We start from the raw sequence: 23,858 nt of genomic DNA on the forward strand, positions 1-23,858 counted from the left end.
GGAGCCCGCGACTTGTCACGCGGTGACAAAGCAGGTGCCATCATCGGTCCATGTCGCGGCCGACCGTGCACCCCACGCCCTGGCAGGACCTGGGCGCCGACGTCGCCGCTGCGCTCGAGCTCCGGTTGACGACCATGGTCGACGAGCTGACCCGCGGCGTCACCGTGTCCGTGCCGGGCTTCGCGGGCATCGACCAGCCCCGCTTCCACCGCGACGCCCGCGAGACCGTCCGGGTGGCGCTGCGCCGCTTCGTGACGCTCGCCGGCACCGGCGAGCCGGCGCTGACCCCCGAGGTCCGCGAGGTGTACGTCGCCCTGGGCGCCGCCGAGGCTCGCGAGGACCGGGGGCCGGAGGCGCTGATCTCGGCGCTCCGGGCGGCCGCGCGGCTGCTGCTGCGCGAGGCCAGCGACGCGGTGCTCGCGGCCGGTCCGCTGAGCGTCGACCAGGTCCTGCGGATCGCGGACGCGACGAACGCGTTCGTCGACGAGCTGGTCGCCGCGTGCACCGACGGGTACGCGCAGCAGGTGCGCGAGCTCGCCGGCGAGCGCGACCGGCGCCGCCACCGCCTGGCCGAGCTGCTCCTCGAGGGCGGTGCGTCCCCGCACGTGGTGCAGCAGGCCGCGGCCGCGGTCGGGTGGGATCCGCTGGAGCGGGTCACCCCCGTCCTGCTGCCACGCGTGGAAGCCCGCGAGGCCCGGTTCCGCTACGGCTCCGAGGGCCTGGTCAGCGAGCGCGGCGACGAGGTCGTCGTGATCATCCGGCACGGCACCCGCTTCGACCGGGATCTCCTCGGCCCGCGCCTGCGCGGGCGGGGGGCGGTGATCGGGCCGACCGCGCCCTGGACCGACCTGCCCGAGGCCGTCCGCCTGACCGAGCTGACCGCACGGCTGACCGGCGGTCGCGAGGTCGAGGTCATGGTCGACGACCACCTGGTGGAGCTGGCCCTGCAGGGACATCCGAGCGCCGTGGCCCTGCTCGTGCGCAGCCGGTTGGCGGCCTTCGACGGGCTGCCGGAGGCCCAGCGTCGTCCGCTTCTGGTCACCCTGGAGTCGTGGCTCCGGCACTGGGGGGCCCGGGCGCCGGTGGCCGAGGAGCTCTTCGTCCACCCGCAGACGGTCAGCTACCGGATGCGACGGGTGCGGCAGCTCCTCGGGGTCCGGCTCGACGATCCGGCGTACCGCTTCGAGGCGCTGCTGGCCCTGGCCGACGTGCTGGGTCGTGATGTCGCCCACACGGCCGCCGCTGACCCGGGCCCCGGGGTCGACCCACAGGGCGAGACTCGGTCTCAGCACCCGGGCGGAGCCTCGTAGGCTCGGCGCATGGTCGCCACTGCAACCCATGGCCACGACATCTCCACGCTGCACCCCGAGCTGCGCCCGATGTACGAGAAGGTCGTGAGCCGTAACCCCGGCGAGCGCGAGTTCCACCAGGCCGTCTTCGAGGTGATGCAGAGCGTCGGCCCGATCGCGGAGGAGCGCTCGGACTACGCCCAGGGGTCGATCCTGCAGCGGATCTGCGAGCCGGAGCGCCAGATCATCTTCCGGGTGCCGTGGGTCGCCGACGACGGCAGGGTCGAGATCAACCGCGGCTTCCGGGTCGAGTTCAACTCCGCGCTCGGCCCGTTCAAGGGCGGCCTGCGCTTCCACCCGAGCGTCAACCTGTCGATCATCAAGTTCCTCGGCTTCGAGCAGGTCTTCAAGAACGCCCTCACCGGCATGCCCATCGGCGGCGGCAAGGGCGGCGCGGACTTCGACCCGAAGGGCCGCTCGGACGGCGAGGTGATGCGGTTCTGCCAGTCGTTCATGACCGAGCTCTACCGGCACGTCGGCGAGTACACCGACGTGCCTGCGGGCGACATCGGTGTCGGCGGCCGCGAGATCGGCTACCTGTTCGGTCAGTACAAGCGGATCACCAACCGCTACGAGTCCGGCGTCATCACCGGCAAGGGCCTCAGCTGGGGCGGGTCGCAGGTCCGCACCGAGGCGACCGGCTACGGCACGGTCTTCTTCGCCGAGCAGATGCTGCACGCTCGCGGTGACCACCTCGAGGGCAAGCGGGTCGTGGTCTCCGGCGCGGGCAACGTGGCGATCTACGCGGTCGAGAAGGCCCAGGCGCTCGGCGCGTTCGTGGTCGCGGTCTCCGACTCGGGTGGGTACGTCGTCGACGAGGCCGGCATCGACCTCGAGCTCCTCAAGGAGATCAAGGAGGTCCACCGCGGACGGCTGACGGAGTACGCCGAGCGACGTGCCGGGGCCAGCCACGTCGCGGACGGCTGCATCTGGGACGTCCCCTGCGACATCGCGCTCCCGTGCGCCACCCAGAACGAGCTCGACGAGTCGGCCGCGAAGACGCTGACCGCCAACGGGGTGACGCTGGTGGCCGAGGGCGCCAACATGCCCTGCACGCCGGCCGCCGTGCAGCTCTTCCAGTCGGCCGGGGTGCTGTTCGCCCCGGGCAAGGCGTCCAACGCCGGCGGCGTCGCGACCAGTGCGCTGGAGATGCAGCAGAACGCCTCGCGGGACTCCTGGCACTTCGACGAGACCGAGGCGCGGCTGCAGGAGATCATGACCGAGATCCACGACACCTGCCTGGCCACGAGCGACCACTACGGCGCATCGGGCAACTACGTGGTCGGCGCCAACCTCGCCGGCTACGTCAAGGTGGCCGACGCCATGGTGGCGCTCGGCGTCATCTAGCAGGCCCCGGCCCGATCCCGGGGCAGTTGGCCCGGTCGCGCCGGGGCGTGCGCGCGCGGGTACGACGGCGCCGGAGGAACTGCCCCGCGAAGGGTCCTGTGGAGAACCGCGGGCGCCGCGGCCGGCTCGGCCGCCACGCCGTCCGTCGCCAGCACCGCCTCGAGGTCCAGGCCGTACCGGGCCGGGGTGCCGGGCTCGCAGGACTCCCCGTGCAGGAGGTCGCCGTAGTCGGGGCCCGACATGCCGGTGTCGATGGCGCGCACGGTGCCGAGCCGGAGCACGCTCGGGTCGTCGGTCTCGGCGAGGAGGTGGATCTGGCGCGCGGTGTCCAGCCGGCTCAGCCGGTGGCGCCAGAGCGCCCACTCGTGACGGGAGTGCTGCTTGGCGATCGTGGTCGCCTGGCGCAGCACCGCGTCGGCCGCGTCGAAGGCGCGGGTGAGCGCGGCGTGCGCCGGTCGGCGTGCCACCAGCGGCGCCCCGAGGGGCACCCGGGCGAGCCGGGTCTCGGCCCGGGCGACCGCGGCGAGGGCATCGGTGACCTGGCGCTGCAGGTCGAGCGGGACGACGGGGCGGGGGGTGCGGAACATGGCTCTCCTTGATTTTAACAATCTTTTCGTGTTTATAACACCGCACGACACCTGTGTCGAGGCCGGTGGTGCTGGTGGCCGCGCGTGTCGAGACGGCGGTCAGCCGCGCCGAGCGCGAGCCGGTCCGGGGCCCGGGCCGTGGGCGGCTCCGGCGAGCGCCGCGAGCGCAGTGCGGTCGGTCAGGGCGGTCCATCGTCGCCCGGTCTCGATCAGCCCGGCCCGGCGCCACTTGCTCAGGGTGCGGCTGACCGACTCCGTCGTCGTCCCGGTCATCGACGCGAGGTCCTCGCGGGTCAGCGGCAGCTGCAGGAGGACGCCGTCGCCGCGCGGCTCGCCGAGCTTGTCGGCCAGCACCAGGAGCGAGGCGGCGATCCGCTGCTCGACGGTGCCCCCGGACAGCCGTCGGACGCTCTGCTGAGCCTCCTCGAGCCGGTGCGAGACCTCGTCGAGGACCGCCATGGCGACCGCCGGGTGCCGCGCCATGACGTGGCGGAGGTCCGCAGCGGAGATGCGGAGCACGCAGCTGACGGTCAACGCGAACGCGGTGTCGGGGTAGGTCGAGTGACCGAGCGCCGCCACCGAGCCGAACGTCGCCCCGGGGGTGATCACCTCGACCAGCACGTCGGAGTCGTCGAGGGCGGGCCGGAGCACCTTGACCCGGCCGGAGGCCAGCAGGAACAGGTGCTCCGCGGCGCTGCCGGCGTGGTAGATGGCCTCGCCCTCGGCGTAGCCGCGGACCTTGGCCCGCTCGTCGATCGCGACGATCTCGTCATTGCTCAGTCCGGCGAAGTACGGCGCGTGGGCCAGGACGTCCAGGCGCAGCGGACGCGGGCAGCTGTGCGGTGCCGCGCAGCTGCCGGCGAGCGGGGTGCTGCGGCGCTCACGGGCCACGACGCCCACCTCCCTCCCGGGCTATGGTCCACGCATCAGCTACAACGTGCTGGGGACGAGGGTCTGTTCCCGCACCGACATGCAGCCCGATCGTCCCGCGGATCGACCGAGGAAAGGCGCCATCGTGCAGAAGATCACCTTGCTTGCGCTCGCCCGCCACCAGCTGGAGATCGCGCTCGGTGCCCCGAGCGGGCGCAGCGCGCACACCGTGTACGGCGGCCACGAGCACGTGCTGCGCCAGACCCTGGTGGCCCTGCGTGCCGGATCGGTGCTGCAGGAGCACGAGAACCCGGGCGAGGCGACCCTCCACGTGCTGCAGGGTCGGGTGACGCTGGCCGCCGCGGAGGCCGTGTGGACCGGCCTCGCCGGCGACCTGATCATCGTCCCGGACTCCCGGCACTCGGTGGAGGCCGTCGAGGACTCCGTCGTGCTGCTGACGGTGGCCGTGCAACGCTGAGCCGTTCGGGTCGCTCGAGCGGCCCGAGCGGCCCGAGCCGCCCGAGCGGCCCGGGCAGCCGGTCACGATCACGCCGCCTGCGGGACGGGGCGGTCCGCCGACGGCACCTGCGCCGCCGGAGGAGCCGGTGCCTCGGTCCGGTATCCGCGGGCTCGCAGCAGCCGCATCGCGTTGACGATCACGATGAGGACCGAGATCTCGTGGACGAGCATCCCGATCGCCATGGTGACGCCGCCGAGGAGCACGCCCAGGAGCAGGAACGCGACCGTGACGACGGCGATGGTGATGTTCTGCCGCATGTTCGCGACTGTGCGTCGGGCCAGCGTGATCGCCTCGGGCAGCCGCATCAGGTTGTCGCCCATCAGCGCGATGTCCGCGGTCTCGACGGCGACGGCGGAGCCGGCCGCTCCCATGGCCACCCCGATGTCGGCGGTCGCCAGCGCGGGGGCGTCGTTGACGCCGTCGCCGACCATCGCGACCGTGTGTCCCTCGCGCTGCAGCTCGAGGACGGCCTCCAGCTTGTCCTCCGGCAGCAGACCGGCCCGGACCTCGTCGACGCCGGTCGCGGCGCCGACGGCCTCGGCCACGAGGCGGGCGTCACCGGTGAGCATGACGACCTTCCGGACGCCGGCCGCGTGGAGCTCGGCGACCATCCGGGCGGCGTCTCGGCGTACCTCGTCGGCCACGGCGACGACGCCGACGACTCGGTCGTCGACCGCGACGATCATCGGGGTGCGCCCGGCCTGGGCGAGCTCCTGGGCGGTCCGCGCGGCGGCCGCGGTGTCGACGATCCCGAACTGCTCGAGCAGGGCGAGGTTGCCGATCAGGATCCGGTGGCCCTCGGCGGTGGCCGTGATGCCCTTGCCCGGGAAGGGCTCGGTGTGGTCGGGCAGACCCTGCACTCCGAGGCCCTCCGCGGTGGCCGCGTCGAGGATGGTGCGCGCGAGCGGGTGCTCGGAGCCGGCCTCGCCGCGGGCCGCCCAGGTGAGCACCTGCGCCCTGTCGAGGCCGGGGTCGAGCACGATGACGTCGGTGAGCTGCGGTCGGCCGCGGGTCAGGGTGCCGGTCTTGTCGACCGCGACCGCGCTGATGCGCGCCGAGGTCTCGAGGTACTCGCCGCCCTTGATCAGGATCCCGTCCTTGGCGGCCCGCCCGATGCCGGCCACGATCGAGACCGGGATCGAGATGACCAGGGCGCCGGGGCAGCCGATGACCAGCAGGGTCAGGCCGAGCACGATGTCCCCGGTGACCAGGCCGGCCACCAGGGCCAGGACCATGATCGCGGGGGTGTACCAGGCCGAGAAGCGGTCCATGAACAGCTGCGTCTCCGCCTTCGCGTCCTGGGCCTCCTCGACGCGGTGGATGATCCGCGCCAGCGTGGTGTCGGAGCCGACCCCGGTCGCCCGGACCCGCAGGAACCCGCCGCGCGAGACCGTGCCGGCGAAGACCTGGTCGCCGGCGCTCTTCTCGACCGGGATGGACTCCCCGGTGATCGACGCCTCGTCCAGGGCGCCGGTGCCGCCGGTGACGATGCCGTCGACCGGGACCTTGGCGCCGTTCTTGACCAGCACCGTCTCGCCGGTCCCGACCTGCGCGGCCGGGACCTCGACCTGGACGCCGTCGCGCAGGACCACGGCGACGTCCGGTGCGACGGCCACCAGTGCGGCGAGCGCGGACCGGGTCTTGTTCAGGGTCGCGGCCTCCAGGGCGTGGCCGACCGCGAACAGGAAGGTGACGGCTGCCGCCTCCCAGAACTGGCCGATGGCGATCGCGCCGATGGAGGCGACGGCGACCAGCAGGTCGATGCCGACGACCTTGGCCAGGAGCGCGTTGACGGCCTTGACCAGGATCGGGGTCCCGGCGACCACGGCGGCGGCGACCATCGCCACGTCACCCGGGAGCGACGAGAGGAGCAACTGGTCCGCCAGCAGTGCCAGGACGATCAGGACGCCGGACACGGTCGGGACGGTCCACCGTCCCGACCGCAGGCCCGAGAGATGTCCGGACACGTGTTTCAGGTGGGTCGACAGGTGGGTCGACAGACGGTTCGGCATCAGAACGTCACCGGAGCCGAGGCGTAGCCGGCCTTGGCGACCGCGGCGACCAGGTCGCCGACGGCGACCGACGGGTCGTGGTCGACCTCGATGCGGGCCGAGGCGAAGTGGACCTTCACCCGCTCGACCCCGTCGATCCGGCCGACGCGCTTCTCGATCTTGGCGACGCAGGACGGGCAGGAGAAGCCCTCGGCGCGGAGGACGGTGTGGGTGACGGCGCTTGTCGTGCTCATGGTTCTCATCCCTTTCATCAGGTGTTTCGAGTGATGTCAGGGACGGTATTTCGCCTGCGCGGACGCCACCATGACGCGCGTCAATGAACCGCAGATCGGCCGCCGTCCCGGCCAGGGGGCGCTCGGCGTGGCGTCTCCGGGCGAGGGTCAGGCGCCGAAGCCGTCGAGGAACGCCGCCGCCACCAGCTCGCCGGCGTCGCCGGGATCGACCAGGCCCGCGGCAGCCGCTCGGACGGTGGTCATCAGCAGTCCCGCGAGGACCAGGCCGAGCCAGGGCGTGCTCGCCGTCGGGGAGATCTCGCCGGTCGCCTGGCCGCGCTCGAGCAGCGCCAGCAGTGGCGCCAGCGTCCGGTTGCGGGCGGCGAGGAACTCCGGGTCGGTGTCGGAGCCCTCGGTGAGCAGGATCCGGAACCGCATGCCGAGCGGCACCAGGGCGGCGCCGGCGCGCCGGAGGCCTTCGCGGGTGTCGCAGTCCGGCAGGCCCGCACCGGCCAGCGCGGCCGAGGCCCGCTCGAGCGCCTCGGCCTGGATCGCGTCCAGCAGCGCGTCGCGGCTCTCGAAGTGCCGGTACAGCGTGGCGCGGGCCAGGCCGGCCCGGTTGGCCACCTCGGCCAGGGATGCCTCCGGGGTGGTGGCCAGCACGTCCGCGGCCGCGTCGAGCAGCGCCGCTCGGTTGCGGACCGCGTCGGCGCGGAGGTGCTCGTCCGGGGCGGTCACAGCACGCAGGCTACCGACTCGGGTGGCCTGGGAGAGCGACCTACGGTCCGGTCTTCCAGGACGTCGTACGCGGCTTGCGTGGGCGCAGGCGCAGAGGCGCTGCTGTGGGCGGCACGATCACCCGGGCCGGAGGATCGTGGTCGACCTCTCCGCCTGAGCGGATGCGCACCCGCTGCCTCGCGACAGCTGCCTCGGCAGGCCGAGCACCATCCCCGGTCGGCATGGGCCCGTCGCGCAGGGGGCTGGTGCAGCGCGTGCCGTGCGACAGCCATCCTGTCGGCAGAAGGCCGGGCGGCCAAAGGTCCCGAAGCTCCGGCCCAACGCCTCAGGCACTCCAGGCGCGCTGAAGCTACCGTCCAGTACGTGACCGCACTGCTGATGACCGGGTTCCCGGGATTCCTCGGATCGGCCCTGCTCGGGCGGCTGCTCTCCCGACGCGACGGCGTCCGGGCGATCTGCGTGGTCCAGCCCCAGCACCTCTCGGAGGCGCGCACGCGGCTCGCCAGGATCGAGGCCGACCAGCCGCACGTCGCCGGGCGTGTCGAGCTCGTCGAGGGCGACATCACCGCAGCCGGTCTCGGCGTCGCGCCCGCCGCGCAGGCGGGCCTGGCCGACGTCACCGAGGTGTGGCACCTGGCCGCCGTCTACGACCTCTCGGTGCCGGAGGCGGTGGCCCGACGGGTCAACGTCGGGGGCACCGAGCGGGTCCTCGAGTTCTGTCGCACGCGCGAGCGCTTCGACCGGCTGCAGTACGTCAGCACCTGCTACGTCAGCGGCCGTCACGCCGGCCGCTTCTCCGAGGACGACCTCGACACCGGGCAGGAGTTCCGCAACCACTACGAGTCCACGAAGTTCGAGGCCGAGGCGCTGGTCCGTCGGGCGATGGCCGAGGGACTGCCGGCGACGGTCTACCGGCCCGGGATCGTCGTCGGCGACTCGCGCACCGGGGAGACCCAGAAGTACGACGGTCCGTACTACCTGGCCACGTTCCTGCGGCGGCAGCCGCGGTGGGGCGCGGTGGTGCCCGCCGTCGGTGACGCCGACAGCGTCCGGTTCTGCCTGGTGCCGCGGGACTTCGTCGTCGACGCGATGGACGCGCTGTCCGTGCTCGACCGTTCCGTGGGCTGCACCTACGCGCTCACCGACCCGCACCCGCCGACGGTCCGCGAGCTGGTGACCACGTTCGGCCGGCACCTGGGCCGCCGGATCGTGTGGCTGCCGCTGCCGCTCGGCCCGACCCGCGCCCTGGTGGCGCTGCCCGGCGTCGAGCGGCTGCTCGGCATCCCCGCCGAGTCGCTGGACTACTTCGCCTCACCGACAACGTACGACACCGCGCAGACCTCCTCCGACCTCGAGGGCACCGGGGTCCGGTGCCCGTCCTTCGACTCCTACGCGGGCCGGCTCCTCGACTACATGGTCGAGCACCCGGAGATCGACGCCGCGGCGATGGTCTGAGGGTCGAGCACCATGCCGAGGACCGAGCTCCCGCTCGTCGTGAACGTCAGCCTCGCCGGCCGCGAGCGGGACTACGACGAGACCGTCACCTTCCTGCACCACCGGTTCCGGATCCGGCGGATCGGCACGGACGGCGACCTGGCGGCCGCCGAGGAGCTCGTGCGGGCGATGGCGCCACACGCCGCGGCGATCGCGGTCAGCGGCCTGCGCGAGGCCAAGGCCAGCGGCCTGTACGACGGCGAGCTGGCCGCGATCGAGCGGGTGGTCCGGGCCACGGACGCGGTGCCGGTCACGGATGGTCATGCCCTGCTCGGCGTGCTCCAGGAGTGGGCCGTGCGGCGCGTGCAGACCGAGATGCCCGGCTACTTCGACAACGCCCGCACCGTCGTTCTCGGCGGCCAGAACCACGAGCGCACCACCCGGATCCTGCGCGAGTACACGGCGAACCTCGAGTTCGCCGACCCGCTGCTGCGCATCGACCTGCCCGCCCGGCTCGACGCCAACCCGCTGCTTGCGGTCGCGGCAGACCTCGGCAGGTCGTCGCTGGGGCTGCTGCCGGGCGTCGTGCAGGCGCAGCTCCAGGCTCCCGGACACGTGGTCAGCCACGCCCTGGCCCGGCGTGCGGCCCGGGACTGCGACGTCGTGGTCGCGACGTACGAGGAGCTCGCCGGGTTCGGGCTCGAGGACCTCGCGGGCAAGACCCTGATCAGCAGGTCCATCTCGGAGGAGCGGCTCGCCGACCTGGGCGACCGCGGGGTGGACCTGGTCGTCGACGTGACGCCGCAGCCGTTCGGGGTCACCGTGGGCGCGGCGGTGCTCGAGGCGCTGATGCTGGCGTCCGTGCACGCGTCCGGCCGGCTCACCAACGACGACCTCCTGGAGATGATCGTCGCCGCCGGCTTCGAGCCCCGGGTGCTCCACCCGAACGGGTTCAAGCGCAAGAGCCGGTTCGCGTTCGTCATCCACCCCCTGTCCCAGCAGTACTTCACCCACGTCGAGCCGCTCCGCACCCTCTCCAAGGTCGCGCCGGGCGTGGTCATGGATGCCGTGGAGAAGGCGGTCGCCTACGCGCCGCCGTTCACCTACAGCCACGTCACCGGCATCGTCTCCCCGACCGGCGCGGAGGCGGAGGGCTGGTTGATCTCCGTCGGCGGGACTCCCAAGGAGCTGATGGCGCACAGCCCCGAGTTCACCTACGGGCGACTGCTCGCCGCGGCGGAGACGGCGCGCCGGCTGGGCGCCCAGATCATGGGTCTCGGCGCGTTCACGAAGGTGGTCGGCGATGCCGGGGTCACCGTCGCGAAGAAGGCGCCGCTCCCGATCACGACCGGCAACAGCTACAGCGCCGCCGGTGCCCTGTGGGCCGCGCACGAGGCGCTGCTCCAGCTCGGCCTGGCGCCGGTCGACGACCAGGGTCGCCTCAAGGGCAAGGCGATGGTGGTCGGCGCCACCGGGGCGATCGGCTCCGTGTGCGCGCGCCTGCTCGCGCTCGCGAGCGCGGAGCTGTGGCTGGTCTCGCCGGAGTCCGCGAAGCTGCTCGCCCTCAAGCAGGAGATCCAGCGGGAGAACCCCCGGGCGAAGGTCCACGTCGCGGCCACCCCGGACGACCACCTGGCGGCGATGGACCTGATCGTCACCGCCACCTCCGGCGCCGGCAAGCGGGTGCTCGACATCATGGCGGTCAAGCCGGGATGCGTGATCACCGACGTCGCGCGCCCGCTGGACCTCTCGGCCGCGGACGTGGCCCGTCGCCCGGACGTGCTCGTGGTGGAGTCCGGTGAGATCGAGCTGCCCGGCGACGTACGGATGAAGAGCATCGGGCTGCCCAAGAACGTGGCCTACGCGTGCCTGGCCGAGACCGTCGTGCTCGCGCTCGAGGGTCGCTACGAGACCTTCACCGTCGGGCGCAACATCGAGTGGCCCAAGGTCAAGGAGATCTACAAGCTCGGGCTCAAGCACGGGATGCGCCTGGCGACGATCTCGGGGGTGAACGGCGTCTACAGCGCCGAGGACATCGCGGGCATCCGGGAGCGCGCGCTCGCCGCCCGGGCCGCCGTGGGGGCGGGCCGCAGCGGCTCGTGACGCTCGGCGCGCGCACTGGTGACGTTCGTCCCTGCCCGCCGGCCGCGGACGGCGTGACGATGGGCGCTACCAGCGGGTAGCGAGGGCGAGGCGGTCATGGGTGGACGACAGCGGCTGAGCGGCCAGGACGCGCTCTGGTTGGCGATGGACAAGCCCGGCAACCTGATGGTCGTCGACAGCCTCTTCTGGACCGCCGAGCCGATCGACTGGGACCGCTTCCGCGAGGTGATGAGGGAGCGCTTCTGGGACCGGTACGACGTGGTCCGCAGCCTCATCGTGCGCGACGACGACGGCGTCCTGTGCTGGGAGGAGGTGCCCGGCGCCGAGCTCGACGACCGCTTCGAGCGGGTGGTGCTCCCGGCCCCCGGCGGCGACGCGGAGCTGCAGGACCTGATCGCCGCGCAGCGGATGCTCCCGCTCGACCGCGGCGAGCCGCTGTGGCGCGCGCTGCTCGTGGACGGCTTCCACGGCGGCAGCGCCGTGCTGTTCCGCAGCCACCACTCGATCGCCGACGGGATCCGGATGGTCCAGCTCGTGCTGCGCGTCTTCGACTGCAGCCCCGACGGCGACGAGCCCGGCGTGGCGAGGAAGGTGGGCCGGAAGAGCTCGCCGAGGACGGCCACCGAGACCCGGGCGCCGGCGCCGGACCGCGTCGACGGCTCCCTGACCGGCCGTGCGGTCGCCGCCGCGGCGGCGTCGCTCCAGGTCGCCCGGAGCGCGATCACCAACCCCGTGGGAGCCGCGCACAGCGCGCTCACCCGCTCCGAGGACCTGCTCGGCCGGCTCGGCGCGCTGCCGGTGGTGTCGGCGCTGCCCGGCGACGTCGACACCGCTCGCAAGCTGGTGCTCGGGACCCGCAACGACACCACCGCGTGGAGCGGGACGGTGGGGGACCGCAAGGCGATCGCCTGGACCGCGCCGTTGTCGCTCGCTGAGGTCAAGGCGGTCGCCCACGCCCACGGCGCGACCGCGAACGACGTGCTGGTCAGCTGCGTCGCCCAGTCGCTGCGGGCCTATCTCGAAGCCCACGACGCGGTGTGCCACAGCGTCACCTGGGACGTGCCCGTGAACCTCAAGCCGTTCGACCCCGACCTGCCCGTCGAGCTCGGCAACGGGTTCGCGCTGGTGCAGCTCGAGCTGCCGACGAACATCGCCGACCCGGTCCGTGCCCTCGACGTCGTACGGCGCCGGATGAGCCGGATCAAGAACGGACACGAGGCGGTCGTCGACTACGGCATCCAGGCCGCCATCGGCCGGATGAGCACGGCCCTCTACCGGGCCACGATCGACCTCCTGGCCAACCGGGCGGTCGGGGTGCTCACCAATGTGCCGGGTCCGCAGGTCCCGCTCTACATCGCCGGTCGGAAGGTCGAGGCGATGATGGGCTGGGCGCCGCTCACGGCCGACCAGGCGATGAGCCTGACGATCTACAGCTACGACGGCAAGGTGTTCGTCGGCCTCGCCGCCGACGCCGGCCTGGTGCCGGACCACCAGCAGGTGGTCGACGGCTTCGCCGAGGCGTTCGCACGGCTGGCCGAGCACACCGAGGCCGTCCGGCTGCCGCAGCTGGTGGGGCGCTAGGCCGGCCCGTCGACCTGACCGGCCGCCAGGACTGGGTCACCCGGCGCGCTGCAGTGTCCGGGTCAGCATCTCGACGGCGCGGGCGACCTCGGCCTCGAGCCGGTCGCCCACCCGGTCCGGGGCCCCCCGGCCCTCGGCCGCGTGCCGCTCGACGGCCCTGGCCAGGCTGCCGGCCGCGCGCGCGCCGATGTTGTCGGCGGACCCCGCGAGCTGGTGGGCCTGGGCGCGCACCGTGGGCCAGTCGCTCCGGTCCGCGGCCTCGGCGATCGTGCGGGCGAGGGCCGGCGCTGATGCGGCGAAGGCGTCGACCAGCGCGGGCAGGAGGCCCCCGCTGCCCGGGTTCCCCAGGCCGCGCAACAACGAGACCCGCTCCAGGTCGAGGGCCGGGCCGAGGTCGTCGGTCGGGTACTCGTCGGCCGGTTCGGTCTCCTCGTCGGACGGTACGCTCTGGTCGACCGGCTCGGCCGGAGCCCACTGGCTGAGCACCTGGTCCAAGGTGGCCGCGTCGACCGGCTTGGCCACGAACCCGTCCATCCCGGCGGCGAGCGCGCGCCGCTTGTCGTCCTCGGTGACGGACGCGGTCATCGCGATGATCGGCAGGCGGGTCCCGACCTCACGACTGCGGATCTCCGCGGTCGCCTGGTAGCCGTCCATGATCGGCATCTGGCCGTCCATCAGCACCGCGGTGTAGGAGTGGCGCGCGACGGCCGCGACCGCCTCCGTGCCGTCGCCGGCGAGGTCCACCTCGAACCCGAGCCTGGTGAGCAGGCCCTCGGCGACCAGCTGGTTGATCGAGTTGTCCTCGGCGACCAGCACCCGCCCCCGGCGCGGCGTGGGCCGGCGCGGTGCGGCAGGGGCGTCAGCGCCGGGAGCAGGCGGCGTGCCCGGCGCCAGCAGCTCGGTCAGCCGGCTGCGGAGCTCGCTCAGCCGGACCGGCTTGGTCACGACCGTGCTCACGCCGGCGCGGAGCACGGCGTCGTGGTCGAGCTCGGCCGTCGCGGACAGCAGGACGGGGCGGCTGTCCCGCAACGCGGGGTCGGCCCCGATCGCAGCCAGCACCTCGAGGCCGTCGACGCCCGGCAGCCGGGAGTCGACCAGGACGACGGCGTACGGATCCGCGGCCGCCGCGGCGGTCCGCATCAGCGTCAGCACCGCCTCCGGGCGCCCGGTCACATCGGCCCGGAACCCGGCCTCGGTGAGCTGGGCACCGAGTACGCGACGCTGCGCCGCGTTGTCGTCGACGAGCAGCGCCCGCGCACCCGCGAGGGGGGCCGGGCCCGGGGCCGCCGCGGTGTCCGCCACCGTGAGTGGCACGACGAACCAGAAGGTGCTGCCCTGGCCCTCCTGGCTCTCGAAGCCGATGGACCCACCCATCAGCTCGACCAGGCGCTGCGAGATGGCCAGGCCGAGTCCGGTGCCGCCGTACCTGCGGGTGGTGGAGGGGTCCGCCTGCGCGAACGACTGGAACAGGCTCGCCTGTGCGTGCTGCGGGATGCCGATGCCGGTGTCGACGACCTCGAAGCGGACCGACGACGCGCCCGCGTCCGGGCCCGCGGTCGACCGGTCGGGCCCGGCCAGCAGAGCCCGGACGACCACCTCGCCGGTGGCCGTGAACTTCACGGCGTTCGAGGTGAGGTTGAGCAGGACCTGGCGCAGGCGGGCCTCGTCGCCGACGAGCCGTGCCGGGAGGTCGGGAGCGGCCTCGACGACGAGCTCGACCTGCTTGCGGCAGACGCTGTCGGCGACCAGGCCGGCGACGGTGTCCACGGTCCGCCGCGGGTCGAACGGTGCCCGCTCGAGGTCCAGCATCCCGGCCTCGATCTTGGAGAAGTCGAGGATGTCGTCGATCAGCGTCAGCAGCGTGGTCCCGGCCTCGCTCAGGCCCTTGGCGTAGCGCCGCTGGGTCTCGTCGAGCTCGGTGTCGAGCAGCAGCCGGGTCAGGCCGATGACGCCGTTCATCGGGGTCCGGATCTCGTGGCTCATCGTGGCCAGGAACGCCGACTTGGCGGCGGTGGCGGCCTCCGCCTCCTTGCGGGCGTGCACCGCCTCCCGGCGCGTGATCTCGAGGTCGTGGGTGCGCGCCTCGATCCGCTTCTCCAGGTCGGTCCGGTTGGCGCTGAGCTCCTCGGCGAGCATGTTGATGCCGAAGATCACCGCGTCCAGGTCCTCGTCACCGCGGATCCGGGGGCCGCGCGCGTCGAGGTCGCCGGTCGCGAGCCGGGTGAGCAGGTCGATGACCGGCTGGATCCGCTCCTCGCTGGTCATGGCTGAGCCTGGAGCCAGGCGATCGCCTCGGCCTCGGAGCCGAACATCCGGACCGGGATCTCCCCGCGCTTGAGGCCTAGGAAGAAGTTCGCGAGCATCCGGGCAGGGGCGTTCCGGGCGACCAGCGCGACCGCGCGGTAGTGCGGGTTCTGGTCGATGAAGTACTCGCGGGCGTCACGGTCGATCTGCACGCCGTCGCGCAGGTCCACCAGCGAGAGCACCCGGCCGTGGCCCAGGGCCTGGATGTCGGCGTCGATCGCCCGCGCCAGGGCCAGGTCGCAGCGCGCGCCCGGCAGCCAGTCCGTCCGGGCTATGCCGGCACGCTCGTCCCACGAGACCTGATAGCGATCGTCTCCCACCCCCACGCCGGTGCCTCCTTCGCCACGGCAAGCCTAAGTCATGCGCCCCCCCGGCACTGATGAAGATCGGCAGGCTCGAGACCGGCCTGAGGGCGCGGAGGAGGCCATCTGATCGGGACGCCGATCGTCCCGATCCGGCGGTGGTGGGCGATCAGCGGAAGGCGCAGCTCCCGCTGAAGCCGAACCGGCGCAGGATCATCGCCGCCGGGCAGAAGCCGGTGAAGCTCGACTGGAGCAGGTTGAGGCCGACGAACGCGGTCAGCAGCAACCACCAGGACGAGACCAGGGCGACGAGCAGGACGCTGATCAGGGTGATGGTGCCGGCGAGGGTGAGCACGGCGCGGTCGAGGCTCATGGGTACGGCGGTTCCTTCGGCTCGGGACTGCGGGCAGGCGGGGTCGGGACGAGCGGGGCACAAAGACCCGGTCGTCGGGTCTCTCGACCCTCGTCGGCACTATACCCCGGGGGGTATATCTGGTGTCACATCGGGTATACACAGAGAGGCTCGACAGATGCGCAAGAAGGTCCTGGTGCTCGGCGCCAACTTCGGAGGGTTGACGGCGGCCCTCGCCGTGCGGCACGAGCTGGACGGCGACGTGGACGTGACCGTGGTCGCCGCGAGCGACCACTTCCTGTTCAACCCCAGCCTGATCTGGCTGCCCTTCGGCAAGCGCGACCGGTCCGACATCACCTTCCCGGTCGCCCCGACGCTGGAGTCCCACGGCATCGAGTTCGTGCACGCCGCCGCCACGGGGGTCGACCCGGTGGCTAAGCAGGTCACGACCGACGACGGCCGCGAGCTCGACTACGACTACCTGGTGATCGCCACCGGCTACCGCAACGTGGACGACGTGGTCCCCGGCTTCACCGAGAACGCCAACACGATCACCACGCTGCCGGAGGCCGAGCGCGCCGGGGCCGCCTGGCGCCGCTACCTCGACGACTCCCGCGGCTCCGGCGGGCCGCGCGACGTCGTGATCGCCGCGACGCAGGGGGCGGGCTGCTTCGGGGCGGCGTACGAGTTCCTCTTCAACACCTCCTACCAGCTGAAGAAGGCGGGCCTGCGCAAGCAGGTGCGGCTCACCTACGTGACCGCCGAGCCGTTCCTCGGCCACTTCGGCATCGGCGGCCTGCCGCACGGCGAGCAGCTGCTCGGGATGTTCTTGAGGAAGGAGGGCATCGAGGCGCGGATCAGCGTCGGCATCGACCACGTCGACGAGGGCTCGCTGGTGCTCGCCGACGGGGAGCGGCTGCCGTTCGGCTTCGGCATGGTGGTGCCGCCGTTCGCCGGGCAGGACTTCCTCACCCGGTCCGACGGCCTGGCCGACGAGAAGGGCTACGTGCAGGTGCGCCCGACCTACCAGAGCGAGAAGTACGACGACGTCTACGCCGTCGGCGTGGCGGCGGCCGTGGACGTGCCGTGGCAGACCCCGACGCCGGTCGGGATCCCCAAGACCGGGTTCCCGACCGAGGTGATGGCGCACACCGCCGCCGCGAACATCGCCGCGCAGATCCGGGGCGAGGTCCCGGCCCGGACGAAGTCGTTCGGCGACATCAAGGCGGTGTGCGTGATGGACGCCGGCAACAACGGCGTGATCATCCTTGCCGACAAGATGCTGCCGCCGCGCAAGCACGGGGTGCTGATCCCGGGCCCGCAAGCGCACCTGATGAAGCTCGGCTTCGAGAAGTACTTCCTCTGGAAGATGCGCAACGGGCACGTCCAGCTGCCCTGACCGCTCCGACCCCGGTCGTCCTGACTCCGGCGACCGGTGAGGGGGACGGCCGTGGCGGTCGCTCAGGCGGCCGCCACGGCCGACGCCGCGGCCGCGAGGAGGACCACGAAGCCCGCGAGCTCGACCATGCCGATGGTGCCGGGCCGCATGCCGGACCAGTCGCGGCGCAGCGCGCGGCCCGCGAGGACCGCGAACGCGGGCACGAAGAGCCAGCCCGCGGGCAGGTGCCAGGCGAGGGCGAGCAGCGGACTGGCCAGCAGGCAGGCCACGGCGAACGCGCGGGACGCCCGGGCGTACCGCGGATCGCGGCGCTCGCGCAGCAGCGACTTCACGTGCAGCGTCGACCCGAGCAGGACGAGGGCGCACGCCACGGCGAGCAGCCAGGCCTGGCTCGGCACGGCCGAGAGCAGTGCTGCCGGCATCGCCGCGTCGGGATCGTCGCCGACCAGCCCCGTCACCACGACGATGCCCGAGCACTGGGCCACGAACACCGCATCGTTGACGAGGTCGCGCTCCCGGTTGCGCCGGGCGTAGGCGAGGTTGACCGCGAACGACGCTAGGTAGAGGACGCCGACCCACAGCAGCCAGGGCCGCAGCACGACCGCCGCGAGGCCCGCCGGGGCGAACAGCGCGACCCAGACGAGCAGGGGCCGGCGGAACCGCTCGGGCCTGCGGGCCCGCACGTAGCTGAGCACGAAGTACGACGCGGGGTAGGCGGCGATCCACGCCCAGGCCAGCGGCAGCCAGGCCCAGGTGGGGTCCCCGACCAGGAACCCGAGCGCGAGCGGGAGCCCCAGGAACGCCCATGCGCCGTGCTGCGGCGGGAACAGCGAGGTGCGCTGGGCCGTGCGGCTCCGGGGCGCGTGGTCGTCCGCGGTCACGAGACGAGCCTAGGATCCCGGGACTCGATCCGTGGGGGTACCGCGTGTGCGCCGGAGCACAGGGAATGCGGACCTCGCGGCGATTGCTGTGTACGATGGTCTCGCACCCGGTCGCACGTCGTGGACCGGTGTGCCCCACGCCGAGTCCCGGCCATCTCGCCCGGCACTCATCGGTCTCGCAGGTCTGTGCCATCGATCCTGCGGACCCGTGGAACCGGTACGTCGCCGAGCGCACCACCCGGGCGCCTCGGTCGTCGTACCTCAGAACGAGCACACTCCGGAGGAGGGGTTCTTGGCTCGACAGGGCCAGCGCCAGTCGGCAGGTCGCCGTGCACCCGCACGCAACCAGCGTCGTGGCGGCCGCGCGCTCGACAACGAAGGCATCATCCCGGTGCTCGCCCGCGCGGTGCGTGAGGTGGAGACCGCCGTCCAGCGCGGGGCGGTGTCCCCGTCGACCCGCACCAGGTTCCAGGTGATCGCCCTGCTGGTCCGCGAGGAGCGGTCCCGGGTCAAGGCCGACGCCGAGAGCACGGAGGCGCAGCGCGGCGAGCAGCTCAAGCGCCTGGACGGGATCGCGACGATCCTCGCGAAGACAGCCGCCCGCGACACCTCGCTGCTGGCTCTCCTCGCCGAGCAGGCGGTGGTCTCCGACGCCGCCCACGAGCTGCGCCGCCGGATGATCGAGGCCGCCGGTCTCGAGGTGGTCGAGGAGGAGCCCGCGGAGCCGGAGCCGCTGGCCGTGGTCACGGCGCCGACGCGTCGCGTGGTGCCGCAGTCGGTGGTCCAGCACCAGCTCTCCAACCCGTTCCTGGTGCCCGACTTCGCCAACGCCCAGCAGGGCAGCGGCCGGGCCCGCCGGCTCGCCGGCTGGGAGCTGCTCGGCCCGCTCTTCCGCTCCTTCGAGTACGCGCTGCCGAAGATCGGGCAGACCGGCGCCGCCTCGTGCATGGCGCTGCCCGAGCCGATCTCCGCGGTCCGGCTGCCGGCCGGCCGCGAGCTCATGCACCACCAGGCCCAGCTGGTGGCGGCCGCCGGCAGCGGCCACCGGACCTTCCTGCTCGCCGACGAGCCCGGTCTCGGCAAGACCGCCCAGGCCCTGCTCGCCGCCCAGGCTGCCGACGCCTACCCGCTGCTGGTCGTGGTCCCCAACGTCGTGAAGACGAACTGGGCCCGCGAGGTGGGCCTGTGGACCCCGGGCCGCACGGTCACGGTGATCCACGGCGACGGCAACGACGTCGACGGCTTCGCCGACATCGTGGTGATCAACTACGAGGTCCTCGACCGGCACGTCGGCTGGCTGGGCCAGCACGGCTTCCGCGGGATGGTCGTCGACGAGGCGCACTTCATCAAGAACAAGTCCTCGCAGCGCTCCCAGCACGTCCTCCAGCTCGCCGACCGGATCCGCGGCCGCTTCGCCCGGCCGCTGCTGATGGCGCTGACCGGAACCCCGCTCATCAACGACATCGAGGACTTCCAGGCGATCTGGGAGTTCCTCGGCTGGATCGACGAGAAGGTCCCGCTCGGGGCCCTGATGGACGCCCTCGAGGACACCGGCCTGACCCCCGCCGACCCGGCCTTCTACCCGAACGCCCGGCGTGCGGTCGTCGACATGGGCATCGTCCGGCGACGCAAGATCGACGTCGCCGCGGACATCCCGGCCCGCCGGATCGCCGACCTGCCGGTGGAGCTCGACGACGAGGCCGGGCGCTCGATCCGGGCCGCCGAGCGCGAGCTCGCCCGCCGGCTCGTGGAGCGCTACGAGATGGCGCTGGCCACCCGCAAGGAGGGCCGGGTCGTCGACGGCATCGACCACGAGCTCGTGCGACGGGTGGCGACCTGGGAGCGCGAGGACATGGACACCTCGAGCGGCGAGAACGTCTTCAGCATGATGCGGCGCATCGGCAAGGCGAAGGCCGGCCTCGCGGCCGACTACGCCGCCCAGCTCGCCCGCAACGTCGGCAAGGTCGTGTTCTTCGCCAAGCACATCGAGGTGATGGACGAAGCGGAGCAGACCTTCGCCGCTCGCGGGCTGCGCTACTCCTCGATCCGCGGCGACCAGACGACGGCCGTACGCCAGCGCAACATCGATGCGTTCGTGAACGACCCCGAGGTCGCGGTCATCGTCTGCTCGCTGACCGCGGCGGGCGTGGGCGTCAACCTCCAGGTCGCCTCGAACGTGGTCCTGGCCGAGCTGTCCTGGACCGACGCGGAGCAGACCCAGGCGATCGACCGGGTCCACCGGATCGGGCAGGAGGAGCCGGTGACCGCGTGGCGGATCATCGCCTCGCAGACCATCGACACCCGGGTCGCCGAGCTGATCGACAGCAAGGCCGGTCTCGCCGCCGTCGCCCTGGACGGCTCCGACGAGGAGATCTCGTCCTCGGTCGACATCCAGCTCGAGGCTCTCGTCGCCCTGCTCACCCAGGCGCTGACCGAGGCACAGGAGCGCGCGGCCGCCTCCTGAGACCCGCATCTCGGCAGCCCGCCTGGTCCACACTGAACCCGACAGCCGGTTCCTGCGTGTGACGGGTGGGAGGTGTGATGGCCGCCGAGAGTCAGGGAAGCCCTGAGGCGCTGATGCAGCAGCTGCACGACGAGCACGCCGCTGCGCTCTGGGGCTACTGCCTGCGCCTGACGGGGCAGGACCGGGCCCGCGCCGAGGACGTGGTGCAGGAGACGCTGCTGCGTGCCTGGCGGAACTTCCCCGCCCTCGACGAGGCGCACGGGTCGGTGCGCGCCTGGCTGTTCCGCGTCGCCCGCAACATCGTCATCGACGAGTGGCGCACCAAGCGGTCGCAGAGCGAGATCGCCGTCGCCGACGTACCCGACGGGGCCGGCGAGCCGGACCGCACGGACCAGCTCCTGCTCTCGTGGGTGGTCGCCGACGCGCTCACCAGGCTCTCGACCGAGCACCGGGCGGTGCTGCTGGAGTGCTACTACCGCGGCCAGTCCGTCGCGGAGGCCTCGCGGCGGCTCGGCGTGCCGGAGGGCACCGTGAAGTCGCGCACGCACTACGCGCTGCGGGCGCTGCGCCTGGTCCTCGAGGAGAGCGGGGTGGTCGCATGAGCAGCGCACCCCACCCGGCCGACGGCTGCGAGCTGGCCCACCTCGACGGTGCCTACGTGCTGGGCGCGCTGGCGCCGGAGGAGCGGTTGGAGTTCGAGCGGCACCTGCGCGGCTGCAAGGACTGCGCGCGGTCGGTGCAGCAGCTGGCGGGCCTGCCCGGCCTGCTCTCCCAGGTCTCGGCCGAGGTCCTCGAGTCCGCGCCCGTCGACGAGCCGGTGCCCGACACCCTGCTGCCGGCGCTGGTGCGGGAGGTGCGCACGGGTCGCCGTCGTCGGCGCTGGCTCGCCGGCCTGGCCGCGGCCGCGGCGGTCGTGGTCGTCGGCGCCGCGTCGGTCGCGGTCGCCACGATGAACGACGGTGACGGCGCCCCGGTCGCGGTGCCCACGGCGTCCGCCTCGGCGCTCGAGATGACCCCGGTGGGCGCCGACGGCGTCACCGGGTGGCTCTCGATGACGTCGGTGGCGTGGGGGACCCGTCTCGAGCTGACCTGCAGCTACCAGGCGCCGTACGGCGAGGGGTACCACGCCGGGCCGCCGACGTACGAGCTGGTCGTGCGCACCCGCGACGGCCGGGTCGAGCCCGTCGCCAGCTGGCGGGGCCTGCCGGGCCGCACCTTGACGATCACCGGCGCGACCGCCGCGCTGCGCGAGGACATCGTGTCCGTGCAGGTCCGGGCGGCCGACGGCCACCCGGTGCTGCGGATCAGCGGCTGAAGGTCTCCAGGAAGCGGTCCCGGAAGGCGTCCATCCGCCAGACGGTGGCGTCGGGTGCGGGGTGGAGGCCCGGCTGCCAGCCCCAGCCGCCGATCCGGTCGACGACGCGCGGATCGCGGGCGATCACCGAGACCGGTACGTCGTGGCCGGGGTCCGGTCCGGTGACGTAGGAGTGCGGCTGGTGGTCGCCGAGCACGACCAGGACCAGGTCCGGGTCGGGGTAGGTCTCGAGGAACGACACCAGCGTGTCCATCGTGTACTCGATCGACTGGCCGTAGAGCCGGCGTACGTCGGAGGAGCCGGGCTGCGTGGGGGTCTCGTCGAACACCGACCCGTCGCCGACCCGGTCCCAGGGGACCAGGTCCGGGGACGGGGCCCACGGGTGGTGGCTGGAGACCAGGTCGATCTCGGCCATCACCGGCCGCCGGTGCGGCTGCTCGAGCTCGAGCCGGCGGAACGTGGCCAGCGTGTACTGGTCCGGCATCGGCGCGTAGCCGAACTCGGGCCCGCGGTAGCCGACGTTGCGTGAGTCGTAGAGCTGGTCGAAGCCGTAGAAGGCCGCCCCCTCGGGCCAGTCGCGGGTGTTCGCGGGTACGTCGAAGACCGTGCGCCAGCCCGCGCCCTCGAACGCCGAGGCCAGGGTCAGCCGGTCGTCCCCCACCAGCTGGTCGTAGCGCTGCTGGCTGTCGACCCACAGCCCGGACTGGAGGGTGGAGTGGGCCAGCCAGCTGGCGGCACCGAACGTCGGCGAGGTCAGGAACGCGCTGCGTGCCGACCAGCCCGCTGCGCGCAGCCGCCGGCTGCCGGCGTCGAGCACCGCGTCGACGCCCGGCGCGATGTCGGGCGCGAACGAGGTGCCCTGCACGGCCACTCGGCCGTAGGACTCCACGAACACGACCAGCACGTCCTTGCCGCGCAGGTCGGTCAGCAGGCTGTCCGGGCGGGCGTCCGCGTAGCGGTCGGCCTGGATCTCCTGCTCGAAGGCGCGCCGGTCGGCGAGGTCGGCGCGCACCTGCTGGACCTCGTCGAAGGCCAGGCCGGCCGCGCCGCTCGTGGCCACCGGCAGCCCGATGACCGCCCCGAGCAGCCAGGCGAGCGCAAGCGCTCCCGCAGCCCGGGCCGAGACGAGCCGGTGGCTCACGACCAGCCGGCTGACCCGGACGGTGGCGAGTGGCAGCGCGACGAGGACCAGGACCGCCGCGAGACCCGCGGCGACCGCGGTCGCGACCGCCGCCGGCCGGCCCACCGAGTCGCCCAGCACCCCGACCCCCGGCCCCAGGTAGACCCAGTCGGTGACCGGGTCGACGGGGCGGTCCAGGATCGCGCGGAACCCCGCGTCCGCGAGGCCGAGCACCACCAGCACGCCGAGTGCCAGGCCGACCAGCAGTGCGGCGAACAGCCGCGCCCGCGCGCCCAGCACCAGCGCAAGCACCATCAGCAGCGCCGCGGCGACGGGCACCCGCACCAGCCCGGCCGGTCCGTCGGGCAGGACCAGGGCGACCCACACCACGGCGAGGGCGGTCAGGGTCAGGCCGCCACCGCGGGGGTACGCCGCCTGGTCGTGCGGCGGGCGCCGGGTCCGCCAGAGCCACCACACGTCCCGGCCGAACGACTCCGCCAGCAGGGCGAGGGCCACCAGCAGCGCGACCTCGGCGAGGGTGCCGGGGACCAGGCCCGCGGCGACCACGGCGAGCGTCAGTCCCTGGACCGCGGCCACGACCTTGCGCCAGTGCCGCGTCGGCACCGGCCGGCGCAGCCACGACCACAGCCGCTCGGCGAGCCACAGCAGGTAGCGGGCCGCGCCGATCGCCAGGACCCACCAGCCGTGCGCGGAGGCGACGTACACGCTGAGCACCGCGATCAGGAACGCGTCGGTCTCCATGTCGAAGCGGGCTCCGAACGCCGACGCGGTGCCGGTACGCCGAGCCACCTGGCCGTCCACCCAGTCGAGCGAGAGCGCGATCGCCACGAGCACCAGGCCCGGACCGGTCGGCCCGATGACGGCGACCACGACGGCCAGCGCCGCCCGGACCAGCGTGACGGCGTCCGCTGGTCGTCGGAGCCGGTGGTGAACCGTCGGCACGGCAC

20 protein-coding genes are annotated in these 23,858 nt (G+C 73.1%); 10 read left to right on the forward strand and 10 right to left on the reverse strand.

Annotation, left to right across the window (positions count from 1 at the left end; all coding sequences use genetic code 11):
- Positions 1-50: 50 nt before the first annotated feature.
- Positions 51-1,310, forward strand: a complete 1,260-nt coding sequence (locus QMC84_RS06965) for a PucR family transcriptional regulator (protein WP_300373220.1) — start codon at positions 51-53, stop codon at positions 1,308-1,310.
- A gap of 69 nt (positions 1,311-1,379) precedes the next feature.
- Entirely contained in the window at positions 1,380-2,696 is a 1,317-nt protein-coding gene (gene gdhA, locus QMC84_RS06970; RefSeq protein ID WP_300373807.1) for an NADP-specific glutamate dehydrogenase, read from the forward strand.
- Here the strand turns inward: gdhA and QMC84_RS06975 are convergent.
- Both QMC84_RS06975 and QMC84_RS06980 read right to left on the reverse strand, forming a co-directional pair.
- Positions 2,693-3,283, reverse strand: a complete 591-nt coding sequence (locus QMC84_RS06975) for a hypothetical protein (protein WP_300373222.1) — start codon at positions 3,281-3,283, stop codon at positions 2,693-2,695. The genes gdhA and QMC84_RS06975 overlap by 4 nt on opposite strands.
- A 99-nt stretch (positions 3,284-3,382) precedes the next feature.
- Entirely contained in the window at positions 3,383-4,174 is a 792-nt protein-coding gene (locus QMC84_RS06980) for a Crp/Fnr family transcriptional regulator (RefSeq protein WP_300373224.1), read from the reverse strand.
- A gap of 124 nt (positions 4,175-4,298) precedes the next feature.
- Between QMC84_RS06980 and QMC84_RS06985 the strand changes: the two genes are divergently transcribed.
- Positions 4,299-4,631, forward strand: coding sequence for a cupin domain-containing protein (locus tag QMC84_RS06985; RefSeq protein WP_300373226.1), 333 nt, complete (start codon positions 4,299-4,301; stop codon positions 4,629-4,631).
- 68 nt (positions 4,632-4,699) lie between these two features.
- Here QMC84_RS06985 and QMC84_RS06990 read toward each other — a convergent pair whose 3' ends face one another.
- From QMC84_RS06990 to QMC84_RS07000, 3 genes are all read right to left on the reverse strand, one after another.
- Positions 4,700-6,589, reverse strand: a complete 1,890-nt coding sequence (locus QMC84_RS06990) for a cation-translocating P-type ATPase (RefSeq protein WP_300373228.1) — start codon at positions 6,587-6,589, stop codon at positions 4,700-4,702.
- 95 nt (positions 6,590-6,684) lie between these two features.
- Entirely contained in the window at positions 6,685-6,918 is a 234-nt protein-coding gene (locus QMC84_RS06995; protein WP_300373230.1) for a heavy metal-associated domain-containing protein, read from the reverse strand.
- 147 nt (positions 6,919-7,065) lie between these two features.
- A complete protein-coding gene (locus QMC84_RS07000) occupies positions 7,066-7,635 on the reverse strand; it encodes a TetR/AcrR family transcriptional regulator (RefSeq protein WP_300373232.1) in 570 nt (189 codons plus the stop codon).
- A gap of 363 nt (positions 7,636-7,998) precedes the next feature.
- Here QMC84_RS07000 and QMC84_RS07005 point away from each other — a divergent pair, with 363 nt between their 5' ends.
- The 3 genes from QMC84_RS07005 (at position 7,999) to QMC84_RS07015 (ending at position 12,753) form a co-directional block, all read left to right on the forward strand.
- On the forward strand, positions 7,999-9,090 hold the full coding sequence (locus QMC84_RS07005; protein ID WP_300373234.1) for an SDR family oxidoreductase: 1,092 nt from the start codon (positions 7,999-8,001) through the stop codon (positions 9,088-9,090).
- Positions 9,091-9,102: 12 nt separating this feature from the next.
- On the forward strand, positions 9,103-11,172 hold the full coding sequence (locus QMC84_RS07010) for a dehydrogenase (RefSeq protein ID WP_300373236.1): 2,070 nt from the start codon (positions 9,103-9,105) through the stop codon (positions 11,170-11,172).
- Between the two features lie 96 nt (positions 11,173-11,268).
- Complete coding sequence (locus QMC84_RS07015; protein ID WP_300373238.1) at positions 11,269-12,753, forward strand: WS/DGAT domain-containing protein; 1,485 nt, start codon at positions 11,269-11,271, stop codon at positions 12,751-12,753.
- A 36-nt stretch (positions 12,754-12,789) separates the two neighbouring features.
- Here the strand turns inward: QMC84_RS07015 and QMC84_RS07020 are convergent, their stop codons facing one another.
- From QMC84_RS07020 to QMC84_RS07030, 3 genes are all read right to left on the reverse strand, one after another.
- On the reverse strand, positions 12,790-15,018 hold the full coding sequence (locus QMC84_RS07020; protein ID WP_300373241.1) for a hybrid sensor histidine kinase/response regulator: 2,229 nt from the start codon (positions 15,016-15,018) through the stop codon (positions 12,790-12,792).
- On the reverse strand, positions 15,015-15,383 hold the full coding sequence (locus tag QMC84_RS07025) for an STAS/SEC14 domain-containing protein (protein ID WP_300373243.1): 369 nt from the start codon (positions 15,381-15,383) through the stop codon (positions 15,015-15,017). Before QMC84_RS07025 ends, QMC84_RS07020 begins: the two co-directional genes overlap by 4 nt.
- A gap of 145 nt (positions 15,384-15,528) precedes the next feature.
- Positions 15,529-15,732, reverse strand: coding sequence for a DUF2892 domain-containing protein (locus QMC84_RS07030; RefSeq protein ID WP_300373245.1), 204 nt, complete (start codon positions 15,730-15,732; stop codon positions 15,529-15,531).
- Positions 15,733-15,889: 157 nt separating this feature from the next.
- Here QMC84_RS07030 and QMC84_RS07035 point away from each other — a divergent pair, with 157 nt between their 5' ends.
- Positions 15,890-17,110: an FAD-dependent oxidoreductase gene (locus QMC84_RS07035; RefSeq protein WP_300373247.1), complete on the forward strand. Its 1,221-nt coding sequence runs from the start codon at positions 15,890-15,892 to the stop codon at positions 17,108-17,110.
- A 62-nt stretch (positions 17,111-17,172) separates the two neighbouring features.
- On the opposite strand, the gene QMC84_RS07040 is transcribed toward QMC84_RS07035, so the two are convergent.
- Positions 17,173-17,991: a YwiC-like family protein gene (locus QMC84_RS07040; protein ID WP_300373249.1), complete on the reverse strand. Its 819-nt coding sequence runs from the start codon at positions 17,989-17,991 to the stop codon at positions 17,173-17,175.
- Between the two features lie 292 nt (positions 17,992-18,283).
- Between QMC84_RS07040 and QMC84_RS07045 the strand changes: the two genes are divergently transcribed.
- The 3 genes from QMC84_RS07045 (at position 18,284) to QMC84_RS07055 (ending at position 21,770) form a co-directional block, all read left to right on the forward strand.
- Positions 18,284-20,455, forward strand: a complete 2,172-nt coding sequence (locus QMC84_RS07045; RefSeq protein ID WP_300373251.1) for a DEAD/DEAH box helicase — start codon at positions 18,284-18,286, stop codon at positions 20,453-20,455.
- Positions 20,456-20,532: 77 nt separating this feature from the next.
- Complete coding sequence (locus QMC84_RS07050) at positions 20,533-21,057, forward strand: sigma-70 family RNA polymerase sigma factor (protein ID WP_300373253.1); 525 nt, start codon at positions 20,533-20,535, stop codon at positions 21,055-21,057.
- Positions 21,054-21,770: a zf-HC2 domain-containing protein gene (locus QMC84_RS07055; protein WP_300373255.1), complete on the forward strand. Its 717-nt coding sequence runs from the start codon at positions 21,054-21,056 to the stop codon at positions 21,768-21,770. Before QMC84_RS07050 ends, QMC84_RS07055 begins: the two co-directional genes overlap by 4 nt.
- Here the strand turns inward: QMC84_RS07055 and QMC84_RS07060 are convergent.
- Complete coding sequence (locus QMC84_RS07060; RefSeq protein WP_300373257.1) at positions 21,760-23,853, reverse strand: CDP-alcohol phosphatidyltransferase family protein; 2,094 nt, start codon at positions 23,851-23,853, stop codon at positions 21,760-21,762. The two genes, QMC84_RS07055 and QMC84_RS07060, sit on opposite strands and share 11 nt — an antisense overlap.
- Between the last annotated feature and the right edge of the window lie 5 nt (positions 23,854-23,858).

The organism is Nocardioides sp., from assembly GCF_030019515.1.
GTDB lineage: Bacteria > Actinomycetota > Actinomycetes > Propionibacteriales > Nocardioidaceae > Nocardioides.